A 21,377-nucleotide genomic window follows, 5' to 3' on the forward strand; every position below is an offset into this window, starting at 1 on the left:
TCGGGCCCCCTTCGCTCGTCGTACGCGGCTACTTACCGAAGCCCGCCCTCCGCAGGGCGTCCGCCATCGAACCGGTCGGGGCGGGGGCCGAACGACGCTGATTGCCCTGGTTGCGTCCCTGCCCCTGGCCCTGTCCCTGACCGCGCCCCTGGCCCTGACCACGACCTTGCTGCCTGCCCTGACCGCCGCCCTGACGTTGCCGGTCGCCCGCCTGAGCGCCGCCCTGACCACCGCCACCCTGACCGCGCCCACCCTGACCGCGATTGCCGCCGGACTTGTTGGCGGCGCCGGGCTCGTCGTCAAGACGCAGGCTCAGACCGATGCGCTGACGCGCGACATCGACCTCGAGCACCTTCACCCGCACGACATCGCCGGACTTGACGATCTCGCGAGGGTCCTTGACGAAGTTGTGCGACATCGCCGACACGTGCACCAACCCGTCCTGGTGCACGCCGACATCGACGAAGGCGCCGAAGGCGGCCACATTGGTGACCACGCCCTCGAGCACCATGCCCGGCTCGAGGTCGGCGACCTTCTCCACGCCCGCGGCGAATTCCGCCGTCTTGAACTCGGGGCGCGGGTCGCGACCCGGCTTCTCCAGCTCGGCGATGATGTCGGTGACGGTCGGCACGCCGAAGGTCTCGTCGGTGAAATCGGCCGGACGCAGGGCGCGCAGGGCCGCGGTGTCGCCGATCAGATCGGTGATCGGCAGGCCGGTGCGTTCCAGGATGCGGCGCACCACCGGATATGCCTCGGGGTGCACGGCGGAGGTGTCCAGCGGATCCTCACCCTCGCGGATGCGCAGGAAGCCCGCGCACTGTTCGAATGCCTTCGGGCCGAGGCGCGGCACGCTCAGCAACGCGCTGCGGCTGCGGAACGGGCCGTTCTGATCACGGTGGGCGACAATGCTCTCCGCGACCGACCCGGCGATGCCGGACACCCGCGACAGCAGCGGCACCGATGCGGTGTTCACGTCGACGCCGACCGCGTTCACGGCGTCCTCGACCACCGCGCCCAGCGAGCGGGCGAGCAGCGTTTCGGACACGTCGTGCTGGTACTGGCCGACGCCGATGGACTTCGGATCGATCTTCACGAGTTCGGCCAGCGGATCCTGGAGCCGCCGCGCGATCGACACCGCGCCGCGCAGCGACACGTCCATATCCGGAAGTTCCTGCGAGGCGTACGCGGACGCGGAGTACACCGAGGCGCCCGCCTCCGACACCACGATCTTGGTTGGCTTGTGCTCCGGGATGCGCGAGATCAGTTCGGTGGCCAACGCGTCGGTTTCCCGCGAGGCGGTGCCGTTGCCGATGGCGATGAGTTCCACGCCGAACCGCGCGACCAGCGCGCCGAGCACGGCGAGGGATTTCTCGGTCTGTCCCTGCGGTTTGTGCGGGTAGATGACCTCGGTGGCGACCGCCTTGCCGGTGGCGTCGACCACCGCGACCTTCACGCCCGTGCGGTAGCCGGGGTCGAGGCCCATGGTGGTGCGAGTGCCCGCGGGGGCGGCGAGCAACAGATCGCGCAGATTCGCCGCGAAGACGTCGACGGCGTCCTTCTCCGCGGCCTGGCGCAGCCGCATCCTGGTGTCGATGCCCAGACTCACCTGCAATTTGGTGCGCCACGCCCAACGCACCGTGTCGAGCAGCCAGCCGTCGGCAGGGCGGCCCTGCTCGGCGATGCCGAAGCGGACCGCGATACGGCCCTCGTAGATCGTGCGCTCGCCCGGTTCCGGCTCCTCGGCGTCCGGTTCGAGCTGCAACGACAGCACCTCCTCCTTCTCCCCGCGCAGCAGCGCGAGAATGCGGTGGGAGGGCAGGGTGTCGAAAGACTCGCTGAATTCGAAGTAGTCGGCGAACTTCGCGCCCGCCTCCTCCTTGCCCGCGCGGACCGATGAGCTGACCTGGCCGCGATTCCACATGAGTTCGCGGAGTTCGCCGACCAGGTCGGCGTCCTCAGCGAAGCGCTCGACGAGGATCGCGCGGGCGCCTTCGAGCTGTTCGGAGGTGTACCCGCCCGGATCGGTGCTCGGATCCCCGAGCAGCGCGTCGGCGACGGGCTCGTGACCGGCCTCGCGCGCGATCTGGGCCTTGGTGCGCCGCTTGGGCTTGTACGGCAGGTAGATGTCCTCGAGGCGGGCCTTGGTCTCGGCCGTCATCAACTGCCCGAGCAGCGCGTCGTCGAGTTTGCCCTGGCTCCTGATGGATTCGATGACGACGCCGCGGCGCTCGTCGAGTTCGCGCAGATAGTGCAGGCGTTCGTCGAGTTGGCGCAGCTGCGCGTCATCGAGGCCGCCGGTGACCTCTTTGCGGTAGCGCGCGACGAAAGGCACCGTCGAACCCGCGTCGAGTAGTTCGACGGCGGCGGTGACCTGACTCTCGCGCACACCGAGTTCCTCGGCGATGCGGCGGCCGACGCCGAGCAGCGGTGCGGGCGCCGCAGCGGCGGTCGTATCGGGGTTCGTCGCCGAACTGGCGATCTCGGGCGCTGTCGTCACCTGCCAGACACTACCTCTGTCCGCTGACAGGTGACCGACACCCGGGTGAATGCCCCCGCCGACCGGCGCCCCGGACCGGCGCGAACCCATCGCCGCGAACTCGTTCTCCCACCGCTACAACGGTTTCGTCCACACGATCGAATACCGGAGCAGCAGGTGACGTCGGATACCGCGCCCGGCAACACGTGTTCGGCCGCCCGACGGGTCTCGCGGATGGTCAGCGGCGGTGGCCGGCCGGCTACGGATGCGCCCCGTGTCGCCGGACCGCGCGCAGCACCGGGAACGACACGATCGCCACGGGCATCCGCAACACCGCATACGTTGGGGCGCAAGCCGATACGGGTGTCAGGCGGAGTCGTCCAGCAGGTCCGGGCGACGCAGGCGAGTGCGTTCGAGGGATCGCTCGTGCCGCCAGGCGGCGACCTTGGCGTGGTCGCCGGACAGCAGGATCGGCGGTACGTCCAGACCGCGCCAGCTCACCGGTCGGGTGTAGCTCGGGCCCTCGAGGAGTCCGTCGGAGAACGAATCCTCTTGGTGGGATTGCTGATTGCCGAGCACGCCCGGAATCAAGCGGACGAAAGCCTCCGTCATCACCAACACGGCGGCCTCGCCGCCGATCAGCACGTAGTCACCGATGCTGACCTCCTCGACCCGCACCCGGCGCGCGGCGTCGTCGAATACCCGCTGATCGATGCCCTCGTAGCGGCCGCACGCGAACACGATGTGCCGCTCCCGCGCCCAGCGCTGTGCGGTGGCCTGGGTGAACGGAACGCCCGCGGGGGTCGGCACCACGAGCAGGGCGTCCGCTGGGCACACCGCGTCGAGCGCGTCGCCCCACACCGTGGGCTTCATGACCATGCCCGGTCCGCCGCCGTACGGGGAATCGTCCACGGATTTGTGCACGTCGTGGGTCCAGTCCCGCAGATCGTGCACGGCAACGGAGATCAGGCCCTTGTCGATGGCCTTGCCGAGCAGCGCGGTGCGCAGCGGCTCGAGATACTCCGGGAAAATGGTGACGACATCGATCCTCATCCGCCCCTCCTGCTATTCCGGGTCGAGCAGACCCTCGGGGGGATCGATGACGACGATGCGCTGATCCAACGACACCGTCGGCACGATGGCCTTCACGAACGGGATGAGCAGTTCACGCCCGTCCTCGACGGCGCGCACCGAAAGCAGCTCACCCGCGGCGGAGTGCAGGATCTGGATCACGGTGCCGACAGCCGTGCCGTCGGTGAGATGCACCGCGAGACCTTCGAGTTCGTGATCGTAGAACTCGTCGGGATCCTCCGACGGCGGCAGATCCGCGCTGTCCACGAAGAACAACATCCCGCGCAGGGCGTCGGCGGCGCCGCGATCGGTGACACCGGCCAAGACGACCAGCAGTCGGCCCGAATGTTCGCGGGCGGACTCGATCACGAACTCGCGGATCTCCGAAGAGGTCACAGCCGTCACAGACTTCACAGCGGCAGTCGAGCGCGCCGGGCGCCCCCGCAGGGTGACGCCCGGCGCGAAACGTTCCTCGGGCTCGTCGGTGCGGACCTCGACCACGAGTTCGCCGCGCACACCGTGCGACTTGGCGACCCGCCCTACGACGAGTTCCATCTACTGATCGGTGTCGACCACGTCGACCCGGATACCGCGCCCGCCGATACCCGCGACCAATGTGCGCAGCGCGGTGGCGGTGCGACCGCCGCGGCCGATGACCTTACCCAGGTCCTCGGGGTGCACGTGCACCTCGACCGTGCGGCCGCGGCGTCCGGTGATCAACTCCACGCGGACATCGTCGGGGTTGGCGACGATGCCGCGAACCAGATGTTCGACGGCATCGGCGACGACGGCGCTCATCTACTCGGCAGCCGCGGTCTCGGCGGACGCCTCGGCCTCGTCCTTCTTGGCGGCCTTCTTCTTCGGGGTGACGGCCTCGGCGACCGGCTCGTTGTCGGCGGCGGCCAGCGCGGCGTTGAAGAGGTCGAGCTTGGACGGCTTGGCGGCCTTCACCTTCAGCGTGCCCTCGGCGCCCGGCAGGCCCTTGAACTTCTGCCAGTCACCGGTGATCTCCAGCAGGCGCTGCACGGGCTCGGTGGGCTGCGCGCCGACACCGAGCCAGTACTGGACGCGCTCGGAATCGATCTCGATGAGCGAAGGCTCTTCCTTGGGGTGGTACTTGCCGATGGACTCGATGGCCCGGCCGTCACGACGGGTGCGGGCGTCCGCGACGACGACGCGGTACTGCGGGTTGCGGATCTTGCCCAGGCGGGTGAGCTTGATGCGAACAGCCATGCTGATCTGCCTCTTTCCAGTGGTTGGTCACGACGCGATTCAGCGACTCGCACGGTCTGCGAGCCCGGTTTCACGCTTGGAGTGTGTGACCGCCGCGCGGTCCGTGACCGGAGACGGGCTGACACTGTCCTGAACGGACGGTGGTTCATTGTGCCAGACACCCCGCGCCGATCCGAAATCGCGTCGCTACGCCGCCCGGTATCGCAACAACACCACTCCGGAACGGAACCGCCTGGTCTCGGTCAACCGCAGGGCGGGCACCTCGACGCCGTCGGTGAACAACTTCGCCCCCTTCCCCAGGACGACCGGATAGACGAACAGCCGGAACTCGTCCACCAATCCTGCCGCGATCAAGGAATGAACCAGGGTGATGCTGCCCGTACTCACGATATCCAGCCCCGGTTGTTCCTTGAGCGCACGCACCTGTTCGAGATCGCGCAGCACGATCGAGTTCTGCCAGCCCGGGTCCCCCATCGACCCGGACACCACATATTTCGTCATCCGATTCAGGTCATCGGTGATCCCGGTCTCGTCCTCGGTCTGCTCGGGCCAGTACCCGCGCATCTCCTCGAAGGTCACCCGCCCGAACAACACCGCGTCGCAGCGCTCGGTGTGCTCCATCAACGTCTCGATGATGTCCGAATCGTCCGCGACCGCGTCGTTCCCGACGGTGAACCATCCCCCGCTCGCGTCGATCACACCGTCGATCGTGATGTTCTGAGTAACCACAAGATCCCGCATCCGCAATCCTCCATGTCGAGTCGTCCTCCTACCTATGCGGACGTGCTCGGCGTCGCGGATTCATCGCGGGATGCAAAGCCGGTGTAGCACTACGTGAGAGTCGAGGTATCGATTTCCACCGGCACAGGACCCGGTGCTACCACTACCTCGCCCGCGGTGGCGAAAACTTCCTGACGGTAACCCTCTTCGTCGAGTCGATAGCCCTCGAACCGCGCGGGTTTTCCGTCGGGCAGCTCGACTACCCACAGGTAGGGCACTCGCGCACTCGCGTACCCGGATATCTTGGTGTCACGTTCCTCTCTGGTATTGCCCGGTGACCAAACTTCCACAGCGAGTTCCAGATCGCTCGCCGCAAAGCTGGTGCGGTTGAATCCGCCATGTACCACCACGACATCCGGTATCACCGCAGTACGGAACCCAGTGCTGATCCGCACACCAACCGCGGGCAAAGCAAGAAGGTCAGCACGTTTCGACGCGCGAATAGCGTCACGCAGAACGGCGAACAGCTCCCCCGCCGCGAACTGATGCGGCCCACCGGGCGCAGGCGTCATGTAGAGGTACCCCAGAATCAATTCGAGTCGAGATCCATCCGACGGCTGCGGTTCAGCAAGCCAGTCGTTCACGCTTGTCGGTCCCAGCGAATGAAGCATCGCAACCTCGGCACTCATCGTCATTACCGCCCGATCTCCCCGTCGCGTACGGCCACCTCTTGCTGGATTAGAACACAGATCGCAACTCCAGACACCAAAGCCGGACCAGCAAGAACACTAATGCGATCCAATGTTGCAAATCTATAGCGTGTCACTATTGTGCCAGCTCTCGCTGGTTCCGGCGGGACTCGAAGGTTCCCCGATCAGCGGTGACCGGTAACCGGGCCACTGCTGACGACGCGGCCGCGCAGGACTACGTGGCGGGGGGTGGTGAGGATGGCGGGGGTGGTTCTCGGGTCCTCGTCGTAGACGACGAAGTCGGCGGGGGCGCCGTGGGTGATGCCGGGACGGCCGAGCCAGGTGCGGGCGTTCCATGAGGCTGCGCCGAGGGCGTCGTGGGAGGACAGACCGGCGGCGGTGAGAGCTGCGATCTCGTCGGCGATGCGGCCGTGCCGGATGGAACCGCCCGCGTCGGTGCCCGCGTAGATGGGGATGCCTGCGGCATGGGCCGAGGCGACGGTGTCGCGGACGCGGCGGTGCAGGTCGCGCATGTGGGCCTGGTAGACCGGGTACTTGTCGGCGCCCGCGGCGATGTCGGGGAAGGTGTCGATGTTGACGAGGGTCGGGACGAGTGCGGTGCCGTGTTCGACCATCATCTCGACGGTGTCGTCGGTGAGACCGGTGCCGTGCTCGATGCAGTCGATGCCCGCGGCGATCAGGCCCGGTAGCGCGTCCTCGCCGAAGACGTGCGCGGTGACGCGGGCCCCGTTGGCGTGGGCGGCGTCGATGGCTTCCTTCAGGATCGCGTCGCTCCACAGCGGGCGCAGATCGCCCACGGACCGGTCGATCCAGTCGCCGACGATCTTGACCCAGCCGTCGCCGAGGCGGGCCTGTTCGGCCACGATCTCGGGCAGGTCGCGCTCGTCATCGAGTTCGATGCCGAGTTCCCGGATGTAGCGTTTCGGGCGGGCGATGTGACGACCCGCGCGGATGATGCGCGGCAGGTCCTCGCGGTCGTCGATGAATCTGGTGTCGATCGGGGATCCGGCGTCGCGCAGCAGCAGCGCGCCCGCGTCACGCTCGGTCTCGGCCTGCGCGACCGCGCCGTCGCGATCCTCGTGGCCGCCGCCGTAGCGGATGCCGACGTGACAGTGCGCGTCGACCAGACCGGGCACGATCCATCCCGAATCGCACAGGGTGTCGGCGCCTGCCACCGGCTCGAACGACACCGAGCCGTCACGAACCCACAGCTCGAGCACCTCGTCGTGAGGAAGCACCACACCACGCAGCCGCACACCAACCTCCCGGAGCCTCGACTGGCCCCAACCTACCGCGCGGCGCGGATCCCGATGCTCCCCTGCTGTGTCTTCTTGCGTCGCCTTCGGCGACGCGGGTTCGCGGCCCTTCATGTCTCACCGCGAACCATGCCGGGGATTGCCTAGTTCTTGGGGAACTTCAGTTTGCTCAGGTCGAAGCCCTCGAGGCCGGGGGGGAGTTCGTCGAGTCCGGGGGGCATGTTCGAGAGGTCCATGCCGGGCGGCAGGCCCGGCATGCCTGCGGGCATGCCCGGGAAGCCGCCGCGCACCTTCGGCGGTGTCGGCCCGCGACCGCCCTTCTTGCCCTTCTTTCCCTTGCGGTTGTTGGCGCGCCGCGAACCGGGCATCCCCATCTGACGCCCCATCGCCGCCATCATCTTCTTGGCCTCGAAGAACCGGTCGACCAGCTGATTGACCTCGGAGACCTGGACACCGGAACCGTTGGCGATGCGCAGCCGCCGGGAGGCGTTGATGATCTTCGGGTTCTCGCGCTCGGCCGGGGTCATGCCGCGGATGATGGCCTGCACCCGGTCCAGCTGCTTGTCGTCGACCTGTGCCAGGGCGTCCTTCATCTGACCGGCGCCGGGCAGCATGCCGAGCAGATTGCCGATCGGCCCGAGCTTGCGGATGGCGAGCATCTGGTCGAGGAAGTCCTCCAGCGTGAGCTCGCCGCTGCCGATCTTGCGCGCGGCCTCCTCGGCCTGCTGCGCGTCGTAGACCTGTTCGGCCTGCTCGATGAGGGTGAGCACATCGCCCATGCCGAGAATGCGGCCGGCCATGCGGTCCGGGTGGAAGACGTCGAAATCCTCGAGCTTCTCACCGGTGGAGGCGAACATGATGGGCGCGCCGGTGACATTGCGCACCGACAGCGCCGCACCGCCTCGGGCGTCGCCGTCGAGTTTGGTGAGCACAACGCCGGTGAACCCGACGCCGTCACGGAACGCCTCGGCGGTGCTGACCGCGTCCTGGCCGATCATGGCGTCGAGCACGAACAGCGTCTCGTCCGGCTGGACCGCGTCGCGGATGCCCGCGGCTTGGCGCATCAGCGTCTCGTCGATGCCGAGACGGCCCGCGGTGTCGACGATGACCACGTCGTACTGCTTGGCCTTGGCCTCGGCGACACCGTCGCGCGCGACCGCAACCGGATCGGCGGCGGTGCTGCCGAGCGGGTTCTCGCCGCCGCCGACCGAGGTGCCGGGGTGCGGGGCGAAGACCGGCACGCCCGCGCGTTCACCGACCACCTGCAGCTGGGTGACGGCGCCGGGGCGTTGCAGGTCGCAGGCCACGAGCAACGGCTGGTGCCCCTGACCCTTCAGCCATCGCGCGAGCTTGCCCGCCAGCGTGGTCTTACCCGCACCCTGCAGGCCCGCGAGCATGACGACCGTCGGCGGGGTCTTGGCCAGGCTCAGCCTGCGGGTCTCGCCGCCGAGGATGCCGACGAGTTCCTCGTTGACGATCTTGACGACCTGCTGGGCCGGATTGAGCGCGCCGGACACCTCGGCGCCCTTGGCACGCTCCTTGATCTTGGCGATGAAGCCGCGCACCACGGGGAGCGCGACGTCGGCCTCGAGCAGGGCGAGCCGGATCTCACGGCAGGTGGCGTCGATATCGGCCGGTGACAGACGTCCCTTACCGCGCAGATCCTTGAGGGCACCGGTAAGCCGGTCGGACAGGGATTCGAACACCGATCGCGCTCCTGATCTCGGGGACGTCCGTGAGGACGACAGCCGGGAGACCCGGCCGGGTGGACAACTCGATTACCGGATAATCCACTGCTCAGCGGAAAAGGTAATTGTCCCCAGGGTAATGGGATCGTCCACCCTCGTGCGCAACCGGTGCCCGCGCCGCCCTCAGCCGAAGGCGCGGCGACGCGGACGCGCCGTCCTGCGGTAGTCGTGATTCTCCGCGGCCACCATGAACGTGGCCTCGCGGCCGGTCAACCCCAGTTGCAGGGCCAACTCGTCCAACAGCGCCCATTCCGCGTCGGTGCCGATCTCGCGGGTGGCGACCGTCGTGGCAATGGTCATGGCGGTCACCGCTTGCTTACCGGTCAACGTGCGACCCGGCAGCCAGGAGACGACCCATCGGTCACCACCGACGCAGCGCGCCATGTGGGTCGTCTCGTCACTGGTCATCGTGCGCGCAGAAACAACTTCGATTGCCAACCGAACCGCTCCCCTCGTGCTCGCGATAGCCGGACGCTCTGATATTAGGGTCGGTCCGGTGGCCCGCCATGGCGTTCCGGCGAATCATGTGCAACGGTTTGATTTCTAGGCAGATCCACCAGTAATGCCACGGGATCGAGGAGCGAACCGGTCATCCGGTTAACAATCAGGAAATCTGATCGGCTCCCGTCGAGTCGGCGTCCTCCGGCTTCTTCGGGGCCGGACGCGGCACCACCTCCAGAACCGCCTTCTCGATCGCCTCGCGCCGCGCGGGCCCGTCGCCCGGGCCCAGGTCGAGGCCGAATACATCGACCACAGCCGAGCCCATGGTGAGCACCTTGGCCCAGCGCACATTCGCCTCGGCCGCCTCGAAGGTCGCCGACAGTCTGCTGAGCAGACCAAGCCGGTCCTCGGCGCGCAGTTCCAGAATCGCCTGGCCCGGGCCGGATCCGTCGAACCAGATCACCTTCGGATGGGCCTTCGCGTACGGACTCGGCGCCGTCCCGCTCGCTTCCCTTTCCCGTTTGGCCAGCAAAGCGGGCAGGTCGAGTTCGCCCGCGCTCGCCCGGATCAGCTCTTGGCGCAGCAGTCCGGGATCCGGCGGGTCGCCGAATTTCGGGGATACCACGAAGGTGTTGATCGCCGACGAACCTTCACTGCCCACCGACGCGGACAGCACCCGCAGCGAATGCAGGGCGAGCACCCCGGCGGCATCGGAGAGCAGGCCGGGGGCGTCGGGAGCGATCACCGTCACGACGTGGGTGTATTTGCCCTCGCCCGCGCGCAGGTCGACGTGCACGCCGCCCGCCGCGGCCTGCTCGAGCAATTCCGGCGCGATCGGTTCGGGGGTCGGCAGCGGATCGCCCGCCATCACCAGGCGGCAGCGGCGCACCAGCTCGCCGATCAGCGAAGATTTCCATTCGCCCCAGACGCCGGGCCCGGTGGCCAGCGAATCGGCCTCGGCCAGGGTGTGCAGCAGTTCCAGCAGTTGCACCTCGCCGTCGAGCGCGTCGACCACGAGCTGCACGGTCTCGGGATCGGCCAGGTCGCGGCGGGTCGCGGTGTCGGGCAGCAGCAGGTGGTAGCGGACGATGGCGCTGAGGGTGCGCACATCGGAGGGCCACAGGCCGAGCCTGCGCCCGATCTGGGTGGCCAGCTCCGCGCCGACCACGCTGTGATCCCCGGTGCGCCCCTTGCCGATATCGTGCAGCAGCGCGCCGAGCATGAGCAGATCCGGCCGCGCGACCCTGGTGCTCAAGGCCCCCGCGTAGGCGACGGTCTCCATGAGGTGGCGATCGACGGTCCAGGTGTGGATGGCGTCGCGCGGAGGCAGATCACGCACCGCGCCCCATTCCGGCAGCAGCCGCCCCCACAGGCCGGTGCGATCCAGCGCCTCGACGGCGTTGATGACGCCTCGGCCCGAGCCGAGCAGCACGAGCAGATCGTTGAGCGCGTCCTTCGGCCACGGTTCACGCAGTTCGGGAGCGTCCTCGGAGAGGCGATTGAGGGTGGTGGCCGACATCGGCAGTCCTGTCTGCGCCGACGCCGCCGACACCCGCAGTATGAGCCCCGGATCCCGCTGCGGGCGAGCGTCCCGGGCCAACACCACTTCCCCCCCGTGCTCGACCACCCCCTCATCGAGTGGTCGACGCACCGGCATGCGGCGCAGTCGCGCGAGCCCGCGGCGCGGCAGCGCGTTGGCGGCGGTGCGCAATCCGACATCGACGGAATAGCTGACGGTTCGCGCGGAATCGCTCAGGGTGCGCGCGAGATCGAAACGGTCGCCGATGCGCAGCGCGGCGCCGATCTCGTCCGCGTCTTGGGCGCGCAGCTGGTCGCGGGTGCGGCCCGCGACCCGGTGCAGTTCGGTGCGCACGTCGAGCAGCCTGCGGTGCGCGTGTTTCAGACCGCCGCCCGGCACATCGGGACCGAGGCCTGGCATGGCGTCGGTGAGCTGGGCGATCGAGAGCGCGTCGAGCAGTTGGATGTCGCGCAGTCCGCCGCGACCGTTCTTCAGGTCGGGTTCGGCCCGGTGCGCGATCTCGCCGCTGCGCTGCCACCGGGTGTGCGCCTGGGCGATCAATTCGTCGAACCGCGTTCTGATTCCGGTTCGCCATTCCCGTCGCACGCCGCCGATGAGCAGATTGCTCAGTTCCACGTCGCCCGCGATGTGGCGGGCCTCCAGCATGCCGAGCGCGGCGATCAGGTCCTCGCCCGCCACGCGCAACGCCTGCGGCACGGTCCGCACGCTGTGATCGAGTTTGATGTGCGCGTCCCACAGCGGATACCAGAGCTGATCGGCGACCTCGGCGACCCGCGTCGGATCGACGTTGTCGTGCAACAGCACCAGGTCCAGATCCGAATAGGGCAGCATCTCCCGGCGCCCGAGTCCACCGACGGCGACCACGGACAGGCCGCTGTCGGCCACGATGCCGAGTTCGGCTCCCTTGCTGGTGAGCCACAGTTCGTAGAGATCGACCAGCGCCGACCGCAATGATTCGGCATCGAGCCGAGGATTGCGGGGCAGCCCGCCGTCGAGTAATTGCTCCCGTGCCCGGACCAGGTCCGCGGCCCCGTTGGAGACCCTGTCGTTCCGCTGTCTGCCACTGTCACGCTCGTTGCCCACGACCCACCGCCCATTCAATGCCGCGGCCCCGCCCCGACCGGGGAATCCGGTGGGAGCGAGGCCGCCGCTCGATTCGATTTTCCGTCTTGCGCGCGCTGATTACAGGGCGTCGGTTCCGCGTTCACCGGTTCTGACCCGGATGATCGCCTCGACCGGCGTCACCCAGACCTTGCCGTCACCGATCTTGCCGGTGCGCGAAGCCTCCACGATCACCTCGACGACCTTGTCGACCGAGGCGTCGTCCACCACGACCTCCACGCGGACCTTGGGAACGAAATCGACGGAGTACTCGGCGCCGCGATAGACCTCGGTGTGGCCTTTCTGCCGCCCGTAGCCCTGTACCTCGCTGACCGTCATACCGAGCACGCCCGCCTGTTCGAGGCCGGATTTGACGTCCTCGAGCGTGAACGGTTTGACGATTGCCGTGATCAGTTTCATTGTCGTCATGCCTCCTTGACGAGCGAGCGCGCCGTGCCACCCACAGCAGCGAAATCGTATGCGGTCTCAGCGTGCTCGGCCTCGTCCAGACCCGCCGACTCGCCCTCCTCGGTTGCCCGCAGACCGATCGTGAACTTGATGATGTACGCGATCACCGCGGTGGCGACCAGGGAGTAGGCGAGCACGGTGAACGCACCGACAGCCTGAAGCTTCAACTGCTCGATACCACCACCGTAGAACAAGCCCTCGACCGCCGCCGGTGCTTCGGGCGCGGCGACGAGGCCGACCATCAGCGTGCCGACGAGACCACCGACGAGGTGGACGCCGACCACGTCGAGCGAGTCATCGAACTTGAACCGGAACTTCAGGCCGACCGCGAGGGCGCACAGCGCACCCGCCACGACGCCGACCGCGACCGCGCCGAGCGCGTTCACCGAGGAACAGGCCGGGGTGATGGCGACCAGACCGGCCACGATGCCCGAAGCGGCGCCGAGGGAGGTCGGCTTGCCGTCGCGGAACTTCTCGACCAGCACCCAGGCCAGCATGGCCGCCGCCGTGGCGATCGTCGTGGTCAGGAAGGTCGCGCCCGCGATGCCGTTGGAGCCGACCGCGGAACCGGCGTTGAAGCCGTACCAGCCGAACCACAGCAGACCGGCGCCGAGCATGACGAAGGGCAGGTTGTGCGGACGGAACGGGGTCGAAGGCCAGCCCTTGCGCTTGCCGAGGACGATGGCCAGCACCAGGCCCGCCGCGCCCGCGTTGATGTGGACGGCGGTACCACCCGCGAAGTCGATCGCCTTGAGGTTGTTGGCGATCCAGCCGCCTTCCTCACCGGTGTAGCCGTCGAAGGCGAACACCCAGTGCGCGACCGGGAAGTAGACGACCGTCACCCAGATGCCCGCGAACAGGAGCCATGAGCCGAACTTGAGGCGATCGGCGACCGCGCCCGAGATGAGTGCGACCGTGATGATCGCGAACATGAGCTGGAAGGCGACGAATACCGAGAGTGGAATCGTACCGTTCAGCGGAACCGCGGCCGGGGCCGCCGGATCTGTGGAAGCGAGGTAGCTACCACCGAAAACGCTCTTCAATCCGAAATATTGACCCGGGTCTCCGATGAGATTGCCTTTGTCCTCGCCGAATGCCAGCGAGAATCCGTACAGCACCCACAGGATCGTGATCAATCCCATCGAGCTGATACTCATCATGATCATGTTCAGCACGTTCTTGGAGCGGACCATGCCGCCGTAGAAGAATGCCAGTCCGGGTGTCATCAACAGCACGAGCGCTGAGCTGGCCAGCATCCATGCGGTGTCACCGGCGTCCGGCGCGCCGATTACGGGAAATGCCACCTTAATGTCCTCCTCATCTCGGGCCCTGCCGACTCCGGCAAATGGACCTGCACAGAAGGTTCCTCACTCGGTGTTTCATCCGTCATGCTGCAATGTTTCACTCGCGTGAACGGATAGCGCAGTTGTGTTGCCGCCAGGTTTCAGGGCGTACACCGCAGGTTTCCCCGCAGGTGTGAGCGGCGCGACCCCGTATCGAAATCACTGCTACCGATCGGTAGCGTTCGGCAAACCGCCCGCTCGCCACGCCCCCCGGTTTGCGGGGGTATCGCGCCGCCGGGGAAAACAATCACACCGTCGCATCAGGTACCACAAATCAATCAGCGGCTCGCCGAGAATCGGCAAATTCTCCGCACCCGGAATTGCGCGGGATCGCGGGGAAATCCGGCGGATTCTCCGACGACCGCTCCGGCTCGTCGCGGCGCAGCGCCGCAGGCGGAGTATTCCGCGCGGACAGCGGCGAAACCACCGGCCGCGCGGGCGGACTCAGCCCAACAGCGCGTCGACGAAGGCGGCCGGTTCGAACGGGGCGAGATCGTCGGCGCCCTCGCCGAGGCCGACCAGCTTCACCGGCACGCCGAGTTCGTGCTGCACCTGGAAGACGATGCCACCCTTGGCGGTGCCGTCGAGTTTGGTGAGCACCACGCCCGTGATGTCGACGACCTCGGCGAAGACTCGCGCCTGGGTGAGACCGTTCTGCCCCACCGTCGCGTCGAGCACGAGCAGGACCTCGTCGACGGGGGCCTTCTTCTCCACGACGCGCTTGACCTTGCCGAGTTCGTCCATCAGGCCGGTCTTGGTGTGCAGGCGTCCCGCGGTATCGATCAGGACCGCGTCCACGCCGCGATCGATGCCTGCGGCCACGGCGTCGAAGGCGACCGCAGCCGGATCACCCGCCTCCTTGCCGCGCACCGTCTCGGCGCCGACCCGCTCACCCCAGGTCTGGAGTTGATCGGCGGCGGCGGCGCGGAAGGTGTCGGCGGCGCCGAGCAGGACGCGGCGGCCGTCGGCGACCAACACCCGCGCCAACTTGCCGGTGGTCGTGGTCTTTCCGGTGCCGTTGACGCCGACGACGAGCAGGATGGACGGATGGTCGGCGTGCGGGAGCGCGCGTACCGAACGGTCGAGTTCGGGGCGCAGCGCCTCGACGAGGACCGCGCGCAGCACCTCGCGGGCCTGGTCGGTGGTGCGCACGCTGCGCGCCGCCATCTCCTCGCGCAACCGGTTCACCACCGACGCGGTACTCGCGGTGCCGAGGTCGGCCAGGACCAGGGTGTCCTCTACCTCCTCCCACGAGTCCTCGTCGAGGTCGCCGCCGCCGAGCAGACCGAGCAGGCTCTTGCCGACGGCGTTCTGCGAGCGCGACAGCCTGCCGCGCAGGCGCACCAGGCGGCCCGCCGTCGGTTCGATCTCCTCGACCGGGGCGGTCGGTACCCCGGCGATGGTCTTGGCGGTATCGGCGGGCGGGGTGGTCGTCCGCGGCGCCTCGGTCGGCGTGCCAGGCGCGGCCTTCTCCGGAGCCTCGGTGGGCGCGACAGCCGTACCCGCGGCCTCGGCAGGTGCGACGGATGCACCCGCGGTGTCGGCAGGTGCGACAGCCGTACCCGCGGTCCCCGGCGGCGTGGCGGCCTTGCCCGTGGCGTCGGCGGGAGCAACGGCCTCGGTCGGCGCGGTGGCCTCACCGCCGGCCTCGGTCGGCGCGGTGGTGGTCTTGCCCGCAGCCTTTGTGGGCGCGGTGGCCTTGTCCTCGGCCTCGGCGGGCGCGGCAGCCTCGGTAGGCTTCCCCGCGGCCTCAGTCGGAGTGGCGGATTTACCCGCAGGCTCGGCGGGTGCGGTGGCTTTACCCGCAGGCTCGGCGGGCGCGGTGGTCTTGCCCGCAGACTCGGCGGGCGCAGCGGGCTTCCCCGCTTCGGTGGGGGCGCCAGGTCGGCCGGCTTCGGTCGGCGCGGCGGGCTTACCTGTCGCGGGGGGCGCGGTACTCGTCGCCTCGGTGGCCGACACGTCTTCGGCGCCGGGCGCGGTGGTGTCGGACGGAGCGGCTTCGGATAGTTCGTCGGTCGAGGGCGCGGCGTCCGCGACGGCGGTGTCGGATTCGGGCAGCGGGATATTCGTGATGCCGCGCTTGGGCGCGTCGCGTGGAATCGCGGCATCGTCACCGATGTGCGGTTGGCCGTCGGTGTCGGTGCGTTCGATGGGCGCAGGTTCCGGGCGTGTCGCGGTGGTTGCGCCGCCTTGGCTGAAACTGAAGCCACCGGAAGCGGTATAACCGCCCGACCGGTCGGTCAGTTCCTTGTCCTCGGTCGGCGCCGTCAGCGATACGCGCCTGCGCTTGTACAGGACGAATCCGGACACCAGCGCGACGAGCAGCAGCGCGGCGACTACGGCGATCAGAATCCAGGCTTCGGAACTCACGCCGACCATCCTTGCAGAAGTATGCGTTCGCGCCCTTCGCCGCGTCGCGCCGCAGGTCGACTGCGCGTGCGCCGCAGATCACAGCCGCGTGCACCGCGGGCCACAACCGCGCGCACCACAGATGACAACCGCGTGCACCACAGGTCACAGCCGTGCGCGCCACAGATCACAGCGGTGCTGAGGCCATCGACACAGCCCCCGAGATTTCTTGTCCTGCGGAACTTCTCGCGAAGGGACAATAGGATCGGCGACGTGACCGATCGAAACGTGCTTGGGGGGCCGCTGGAAGAGTGCGGCACCGATCCGCTCACCGGCTTCTACCGGGACGGCTGCTGCAGTACCGGACCGGAAGATCTCGGTAGCCACACCGTGTGCACCGTGGTGACAGCAGAGTTCCTCGAGCATCAGGCGTCCATCGGGAACGACTTGAGCACTCCGCGTCCGGAGAACAACTTCCCCGGCCTGCAACCGGGTGATCGCTGGTGTGTGGTTGCGGTGCGCTGGCTACACGCCCACGAGGACGGTGTCGCCGCCCCCGTCGTGCTCGCCGCCACCCACGAGAACGCCTTAGAGGTGATCTCCATGGACATCCTGCGCAAATACGCCGTCGACGTCCCCGACGACGTCAGCGACCTGCTCTGAGCCACCCTGGATAGACGCCGCACCGCGCCCGGCAATTCGGACATCCGGATTGCCGGATCGCGGCGTGCCCGCTCGACGTGGCGCGCTCGGCCGGATCGTCTGCGCGGTCCCGGATCGCGGGGCGCTCCCGAGCGCCGCGACCACGCCCGGCAGATAGCGCAGCTCGGCGAGTCGAGACTTTCATCACGTTTCCCCCGGCCATTTCGTCGGGCTCTGGCGCGGCCGCCGCGAGCGACATTTCGACCGCCCTGCGCGCTTATCGACTCGACTGTCCGCGCGTATGGTCATCGCGCAGTTGCTCCGGTGCCGTTGGATGGCAACGCATCCGGTGAACAGGATCACGCGCGTCGGCGACCGCGACGTCCGCGCGCCGCGGCGCGATGGTATTGCGGGACGCCCGGAATCTCGCCGCGCGCACGTGGAAAGCGTTCTCCCACTCCGCGAAACGACATCTCCGGCGCTGCCGTCGTCGGATATGCCGGAGCGAGATCAGCGGATGGCACCAGTGAGGTGCAAGGCAATTGATCTCGGACGCAAGGCAACCGGTTGCCCGAGCCTACCTTCGACAGCGCAGGAGCGGACTGCGCGGCGCGATCCTCAGCCCGACACCGCGGCGGGCTCCACCGGATCCGCCGCCGCCGAAGGTGCAGGCGCCTGTCCGCGCAGCCGCTGCGAGATCACCTGGGTGATCCCGTCGCCGCGCATGCTCACTCCGTACAGGGCGTCGGCGATCTCCATGGTCGGCTTCTGGTGGGTGATCACGATCAGCTGACTCTTCTCCCGCAGCTGCTCGAACAGCCCGATCAGCCGCCGCAGATTGGTGTCGTCGAGGGCCGCCTCGACCTCGTCCATCACGTAGAACGGCGACGGCCTCGCGCGGAAGATGGCCACCAGCAACGCGACCGCCGTCAGCGACTTCTCCCCGCCGGACAGCAGCGACAGCCGTTTGACCTTCTTGCCCGGCGGCCGCGCCTCCACCTCGATGCCGGTGGTGAGCATGTCGGAGGGGTCGGTGAGCACGAGTCGGCCCTCGCCGCCAGGGAAGAGTTTGGCGAACACGCCGACGAATTCGCGTTCGACATCCTCGTACGCCTCGGTGAAGACCTGGAGGATGCGCGCGTCGACCTCGGCGACCACCTCGAGCAGATCCTTTCGCGCGTTCTTCACGTCCTCGAGCTGGGTGGCGAGGAAGTTGTAGCGCTCCTCCAGCGCCGCGAACTCCTCGAGCGCGAGCGGATTGACCTTGCCGAGGGTGCTCAGGTCCTTCTCCGCGCGTTTGGCGCGGCGCTCCTGGGACGCGCGGTCGAACGGCATCGGCGCGGGCGCGGTGACCTGTTCGCCGCGTTCCTTGGCCTGCTCGTACTCGAGCAGCTCCAGCTCCGAGGGCGGCAACGGCACGTCGGGACCGTATTCGGCGATCAGGTCGGCGAGCGCGATGCCGAACTGCTCGGCGATGGTCACCTCGAGCTGTTCGATGCGCAGCGCGGCCTGCGCCTTGGCCACTTCGTCGCGGTGCACCGCGTCGGTGAGCTGGGTGAGCTGGCCTGCCAGCGCGCGCGAACGCTCCTTGATCTGATCGACCTGCGCCGCGACCTCGGTGCGGCGGCGCACCAGATCGTCGCGGCGGGCGCTCGCCGCGGCCACCACCTGCTCCAGCTCGGCGGCCACCCGCGCACCGGATTCGGCGACCGCCGCCGCCACCGCAGCGGCCTGTCTGCGCGCGGCCTGCGCGCGTTCGGCGCGGGCGCGGGTCTCGCGTTCGGCGCGGGCGGCGCGACGCAGCGAATCCGCCTTGCCGCGCACCGATTGCGCGCGCTCCTCCGCGGTGCGAACCGCGAGCCTGGCCTCGACCTCCATGGCGCGCGCCTCGGCGAGCGCGGCGGCGGCCTCCTCGCGCGCCCGGCCCGCGGCCTCGGTGCCCGCCGAGCCGAGGCCGTCGGGATCGTCGCTCTGTTCGAGTTCGATCGCGCGCAGCCGGTCTTCCATCTCGGCCAGCGCGGTCGACGCGTCGTCGCGACTCGACTCGGCCTCGGCGCGCTGGACGCCGAGCCGATCGCTGTCGGCGCGGGCGGCGCGGGCGGCCTGGCCGAGCCTGCCGAGCCGATCGTAGATCGCGAGCAGGGCCTGATCGGATTCGTGCAGGGCGAGCAACGCCTGGTCGACGGCGTCCTTGCGGTCGGCCTGTTCGTCCAGGGCGCCCGACAGCGCGGCTTCGAGTTCCTCGGCGCGACGCTGCGCGGCGGCCAGATCGGCGCGGGCGGTATCGATATCGGCCTGGATCTCGAGTTGGCTCGGCGCGCGATCGGAACCGCCGAGCACCCAGCCGCTGCCGCTGAGGTCACCGTCGCGGGTCACCACCCGCAGGTCGGAGCGGGCCGCGAGCAGAGTGGTCGCGGCGGGCAGGTCCGCGACCACGGCGACGCCCGCGACGAGTGCGGTGACCGCGCCGCGCATGTGGTCGGGGCATTCCACCACCTCGGCCAGCCAGCGGGCGCCCTCCGGCAGCGGGTCGCCCGGTGCGCGGTGGCCGTCGGCGGTGTCGAAGACCAGGGCGGCGCGGCCCCCGTCGGCCTCCTTCAGCGCGTTCAAGGCGGCGTGCGCGGTCGTGCCGGAGTCGGCAGCGACGGCGTCGGCGAGCGGTCCGAGGGTGGCGGCCACCGCGGCCTCGTAGCCACCGTGCACCCGCAGCATCCCCGACAGCGGACCGAGCAGCCCCTCGGCCCGGTGCTCGGCCAGCCAGGCGGCGCCGTCGCGGCGGGCCAGGTTCATGCCGAGCGCCTCGATGCGCGCCGTCAGCGACGCGACCCGCTTACCCGCGTCACGATCCTGTTCGCGCAGCTCGGCGACCCGCTGATCGGCCATGGTGATGGCCTGCACGGCGTGTTCGTGCTGGGCGTCGAGACCTTCCTCACCCGCGTCGAGTTCGCTCAACTCGGCCTGCACGGCCTCGAATTCGGCTTCGGCCGTGTCGCCGCGTCCGCGCGCTTCGGTGATCGCGATCGACAGGCGCGCGATCTCCGCGTCCACCGACTGCCCACGCGCCCGCAACATCTCCACTTGGCCCGCCATCCGAGCCAGGCCCTCGCGGCGGTCGGCGATGGCGCGCACGGCGGCCAGATGCGCCGCCTCGGCGGCCTTGGCGGCGTGCTCGCGGTCGGAGAGCGCGTCGCGCGCCGACTCCAGGGTTTCGGTGGCCATCTCGACGGCCGCGTTCAGCTCCAGTTCCTCGGCCTCGACACGGTCGGCCTCGGCCTCTAGCTGTTCGGGATCGCGGCCTGTGCCGACCTGAGCCGGAGTGTCGAGGTGGCGGGCGCGGTCGCCCGCGATGCGGATGGTCGCGTTCACGCGTTCGGCCAGCGCGGACAGCTGGAACCAGCTCTGCGCCGCGGCCTCCGAACTCGGGGTGAGCCGCGACAGCTGGAACTCCTGTTGGGCCAGCGCGGCGTTGGCGGCGTCGAGTTCGGACTGCACGGTGATCTGCTGCTCGCGCGCGTAGGCTTCCTTGCTCTGCTGGGACGCGAGTTCCTGACGGCGGGTGACCAGGTCGTCGGCGGCCAGACGCAGCCTGGCGTCGCGCAGGTCGGCCTGCACCGTCTGGGCGCGGCGCGCGACCTCGGCCTGACGTCCGAGCGGTTTGAGTTGCCGCCGCAATTCGGTGGTGAGGTCGGTGAGGCGAGCCAGGTTGGCCTGCATCGCCTCGAGTTTGCGGACCGCCTTCTCCTTGCGTTTGCGGTGTTTGAGTACGCCCGCGGCCTCCTCGACGAAGGCCCTGCGGTCCTCGGGCCGCGATTCCAGGATGGCCGAGAGCTGGCCCTGCCCGACGATGACGTGCATCTCCCGGCCGATGCCGGAGTCGCTGAGCAGTTCCTGCACGTCCATGAGACGGCAGGAGTTGCCGTTGATCTCGTATTCGCCCGCGCCGTCGCGGAACATGCGCCGGGTGATGGAGACCTCGGCGTAGTCGATGGGCAGCGCGCCGTCGGAGTTGTCGATGGTGAGGGTCACCTCGGCGCGGCCGAGCGGCGCGCGCCCCGAGGTGCCTGCGAAGATGACGTCCTGCATCTTGCCGCCGCGCAGCGCCTTCGCGCCCTGCTCGCCCATGACCCAGGTGAGCGCGTCGACGACATTGGACTTGCCCGAACCGTTGGGGCCGACCACACAGGTGATGCCCGGTTCGAAGCGCAGCGTCGTCGCGGAGGCGAAGGACTTGAACCCCTTCAACGTCAGACTCTTCAGGTGCAAATTCGGACGACCCTTC

16 protein-coding genes are annotated in these 21,377 nt (G+C 68.8%); 1 reads left to right on the forward strand and 15 read right to left on the reverse strand.

The window, feature by feature from the left end; genetic code table 11:
* Positions 1-28: 28 nt before the first annotated feature.
* From IT779_RS03670 to ftsY, 14 genes are all read right to left on the reverse strand, one after another.
* On the reverse strand, positions 29-2,497 hold the full coding sequence (locus IT779_RS03670) for a Tex family protein (protein ID WP_408637711.1): 2,469 nt from the start codon (positions 2,495-2,497) through the stop codon (positions 29-31).
* A gap of 345 nt (positions 2,498-2,842) precedes the next feature.
* On the reverse strand, positions 2,843-3,529 hold the full coding sequence (gene trmD, locus IT779_RS03675; protein WP_196147647.1) for a tRNA (guanosine(37)-N1)-methyltransferase TrmD: 687 nt from the start codon (positions 3,527-3,529) through the stop codon (positions 2,843-2,845).
* 12 nt (positions 3,530-3,541) lie between these two features.
* On the reverse strand, positions 3,542-4,102 hold the full coding sequence (rimM, locus tag IT779_RS03680) for a ribosome maturation factor RimM (RefSeq protein WP_196147648.1): 561 nt from the start codon (positions 4,100-4,102) through the stop codon (positions 3,542-3,544).
* A complete protein-coding gene (locus IT779_RS03685; RefSeq protein WP_067782143.1) occupies positions 4,103-4,345 on the reverse strand; it encodes an RNA-binding protein in 243 nt (80 codons plus the stop codon).
* Complete coding sequence (gene rpsP, locus IT779_RS03690; RefSeq protein WP_196147649.1) at positions 4,346-4,780, reverse strand: 30S ribosomal protein S16; 435 nt, start codon at positions 4,778-4,780, stop codon at positions 4,346-4,348.
* 186 nt (positions 4,781-4,966) lie between these two features.
* On the reverse strand, positions 4,967-5,521 hold the full coding sequence (locus tag IT779_RS03695) for a dihydrofolate reductase family protein (RefSeq protein WP_196147650.1): 555 nt from the start codon (positions 5,519-5,521) through the stop codon (positions 4,967-4,969).
* Positions 5,522-5,610: 89 nt separating this feature from the next.
* Positions 5,611-6,195 carry a Uma2 family endonuclease gene (locus IT779_RS03700; protein WP_196147651.1) on the reverse strand — a complete coding sequence of 195 codons (585 nt, stop codon included), beginning with the start codon at positions 6,193-6,195 and terminating at the stop codon, positions 5,611-5,613.
* A gap of 179 nt (positions 6,196-6,374) precedes the next feature.
* A complete protein-coding gene (locus tag IT779_RS03705; protein WP_332838632.1) occupies positions 6,375-7,466 on the reverse strand; it encodes an amidohydrolase family protein in 1,092 nt (363 codons plus the stop codon).
* Between the two features lie 143 nt (positions 7,467-7,609).
* Positions 7,610-9,172, reverse strand: coding sequence for a signal recognition particle protein (gene ffh / locus IT779_RS03710; RefSeq protein ID WP_196147653.1), 1,563 nt, complete (start codon positions 9,170-9,172; stop codon positions 7,610-7,612).
* 165 nt (positions 9,173-9,337) lie between these two features.
* Positions 9,338-9,622 (reverse strand): hypothetical protein, encoded by a 285-nt coding sequence (locus IT779_RS03715; RefSeq protein WP_196147654.1) that lies wholly within the window; start codon positions 9,620-9,622, stop codon positions 9,338-9,340.
* A 196-nt stretch (positions 9,623-9,818) separates the two neighbouring features.
* Entirely contained in the window at positions 9,819-12,278 is a 2,460-nt protein-coding gene (locus IT779_RS03720) for a [protein-PII] uridylyltransferase (RefSeq protein ID WP_332838633.1), read from the reverse strand.
* Between the two features lie 99 nt (positions 12,279-12,377).
* Positions 12,378-12,716 carry a P-II family nitrogen regulator gene (locus IT779_RS03725; protein ID WP_039799550.1) on the reverse strand — a complete coding sequence of 113 codons (339 nt, stop codon included), beginning with the start codon at positions 12,714-12,716 and terminating at the stop codon, positions 12,378-12,380.
* A 5-nt stretch (positions 12,717-12,721) separates the two neighbouring features.
* Positions 12,722-14,068, reverse strand: a complete 1,347-nt coding sequence (locus IT779_RS03730) for an ammonium transporter (protein ID WP_332838634.1) — start codon at positions 14,066-14,068, stop codon at positions 12,722-12,724.
* Positions 14,069-14,551: 483 nt separating this feature from the next.
* A complete protein-coding gene (gene ftsY / locus IT779_RS03735; RefSeq protein ID WP_408637712.1) occupies positions 14,552-16,477 on the reverse strand; it encodes a signal recognition particle-docking protein FtsY in 1,926 nt (641 codons plus the stop codon).
* Positions 16,478-16,729: 252 nt separating this feature from the next.
* Here ftsY and IT779_RS03740 point away from each other — a divergent pair, with 252 nt between their 5' ends.
* Positions 16,730-17,119, forward strand: a complete 390-nt coding sequence (locus IT779_RS03740) for a DUF2237 family protein (protein ID WP_019048221.1) — start codon at positions 16,730-16,732, stop codon at positions 17,117-17,119.
* A gap of 597 nt (positions 17,120-17,716) precedes the next feature.
* On the opposite strand, the gene smc is transcribed toward IT779_RS03740, so the two are convergent.
* A complete protein-coding gene (gene smc / locus IT779_RS03745) occupies positions 17,717-21,361 on the reverse strand; it encodes a chromosome segregation protein SMC (RefSeq protein WP_196147657.1) in 3,645 nt (1,214 codons plus the stop codon).
* Positions 21,362-21,377: the final 16 nt, after the last annotated feature.

Origin of the sequence: Nocardia bovistercoris (assembly GCF_015674855.1) — a bacterium.
GTDB lineage: Bacteria > Actinomycetota > Actinomycetes > Mycobacteriales > Mycobacteriaceae > Nocardia > Nocardia bovistercoris.

Excerpts from the sequence above, each read along its gene's own strand:
- trmD (WP_196147647.1), bottom strand. The coding sequence starts at position 3,529 with ATGAGGATCGATGTCGTCACCATTTTCCCGGAGTATCTCGAGCCGCTG.
- rimM (WP_196147648.1), bottom strand. The coding sequence starts at position 4,102 with ATGGAACTCGTCGTAGGGCGGGTCGCCAAGTCGCACGGTGTGCGCGGC.
- IT779_RS03685 (WP_067782143.1), bottom strand. The coding sequence starts at position 4,345 with ATGAGCGCCGTCGTCGCCGATGCCGTCGAACATCTGGTTCGCGGCATC.
- rpsP (WP_196147649.1), bottom strand. The coding sequence starts at position 4,780 with ATGGCTGTTCGCATCAAGCTCACCCGCCTGGGCAAGATCCGCAACCCG.
- IT779_RS03695 (WP_196147650.1), bottom strand. The coding sequence starts at position 5,521 with ATGCGGGATCTTGTGGTTACTCAGAACATCACGATCGACGGTGTGATC.
- IT779_RS03700 (WP_196147651.1), bottom strand. The coding sequence starts at position 6,195 with ATGACGATGAGTGCCGAGGTTGCGATGCTTCATTCGCTGGGACCGACA.
- IT779_RS03715 (WP_196147654.1), bottom strand. The coding sequence starts at position 9,622 with ATGACCAGTGACGAGACGACCCACATGGCGCGCTGCGTCGGTGGTGAC.
- IT779_RS03725 (WP_039799550.1), bottom strand. The coding sequence starts at position 12,716 with ATGAAACTGATCACGGCAATCGTCAAACCGTTCACGCTCGAGGACGTC.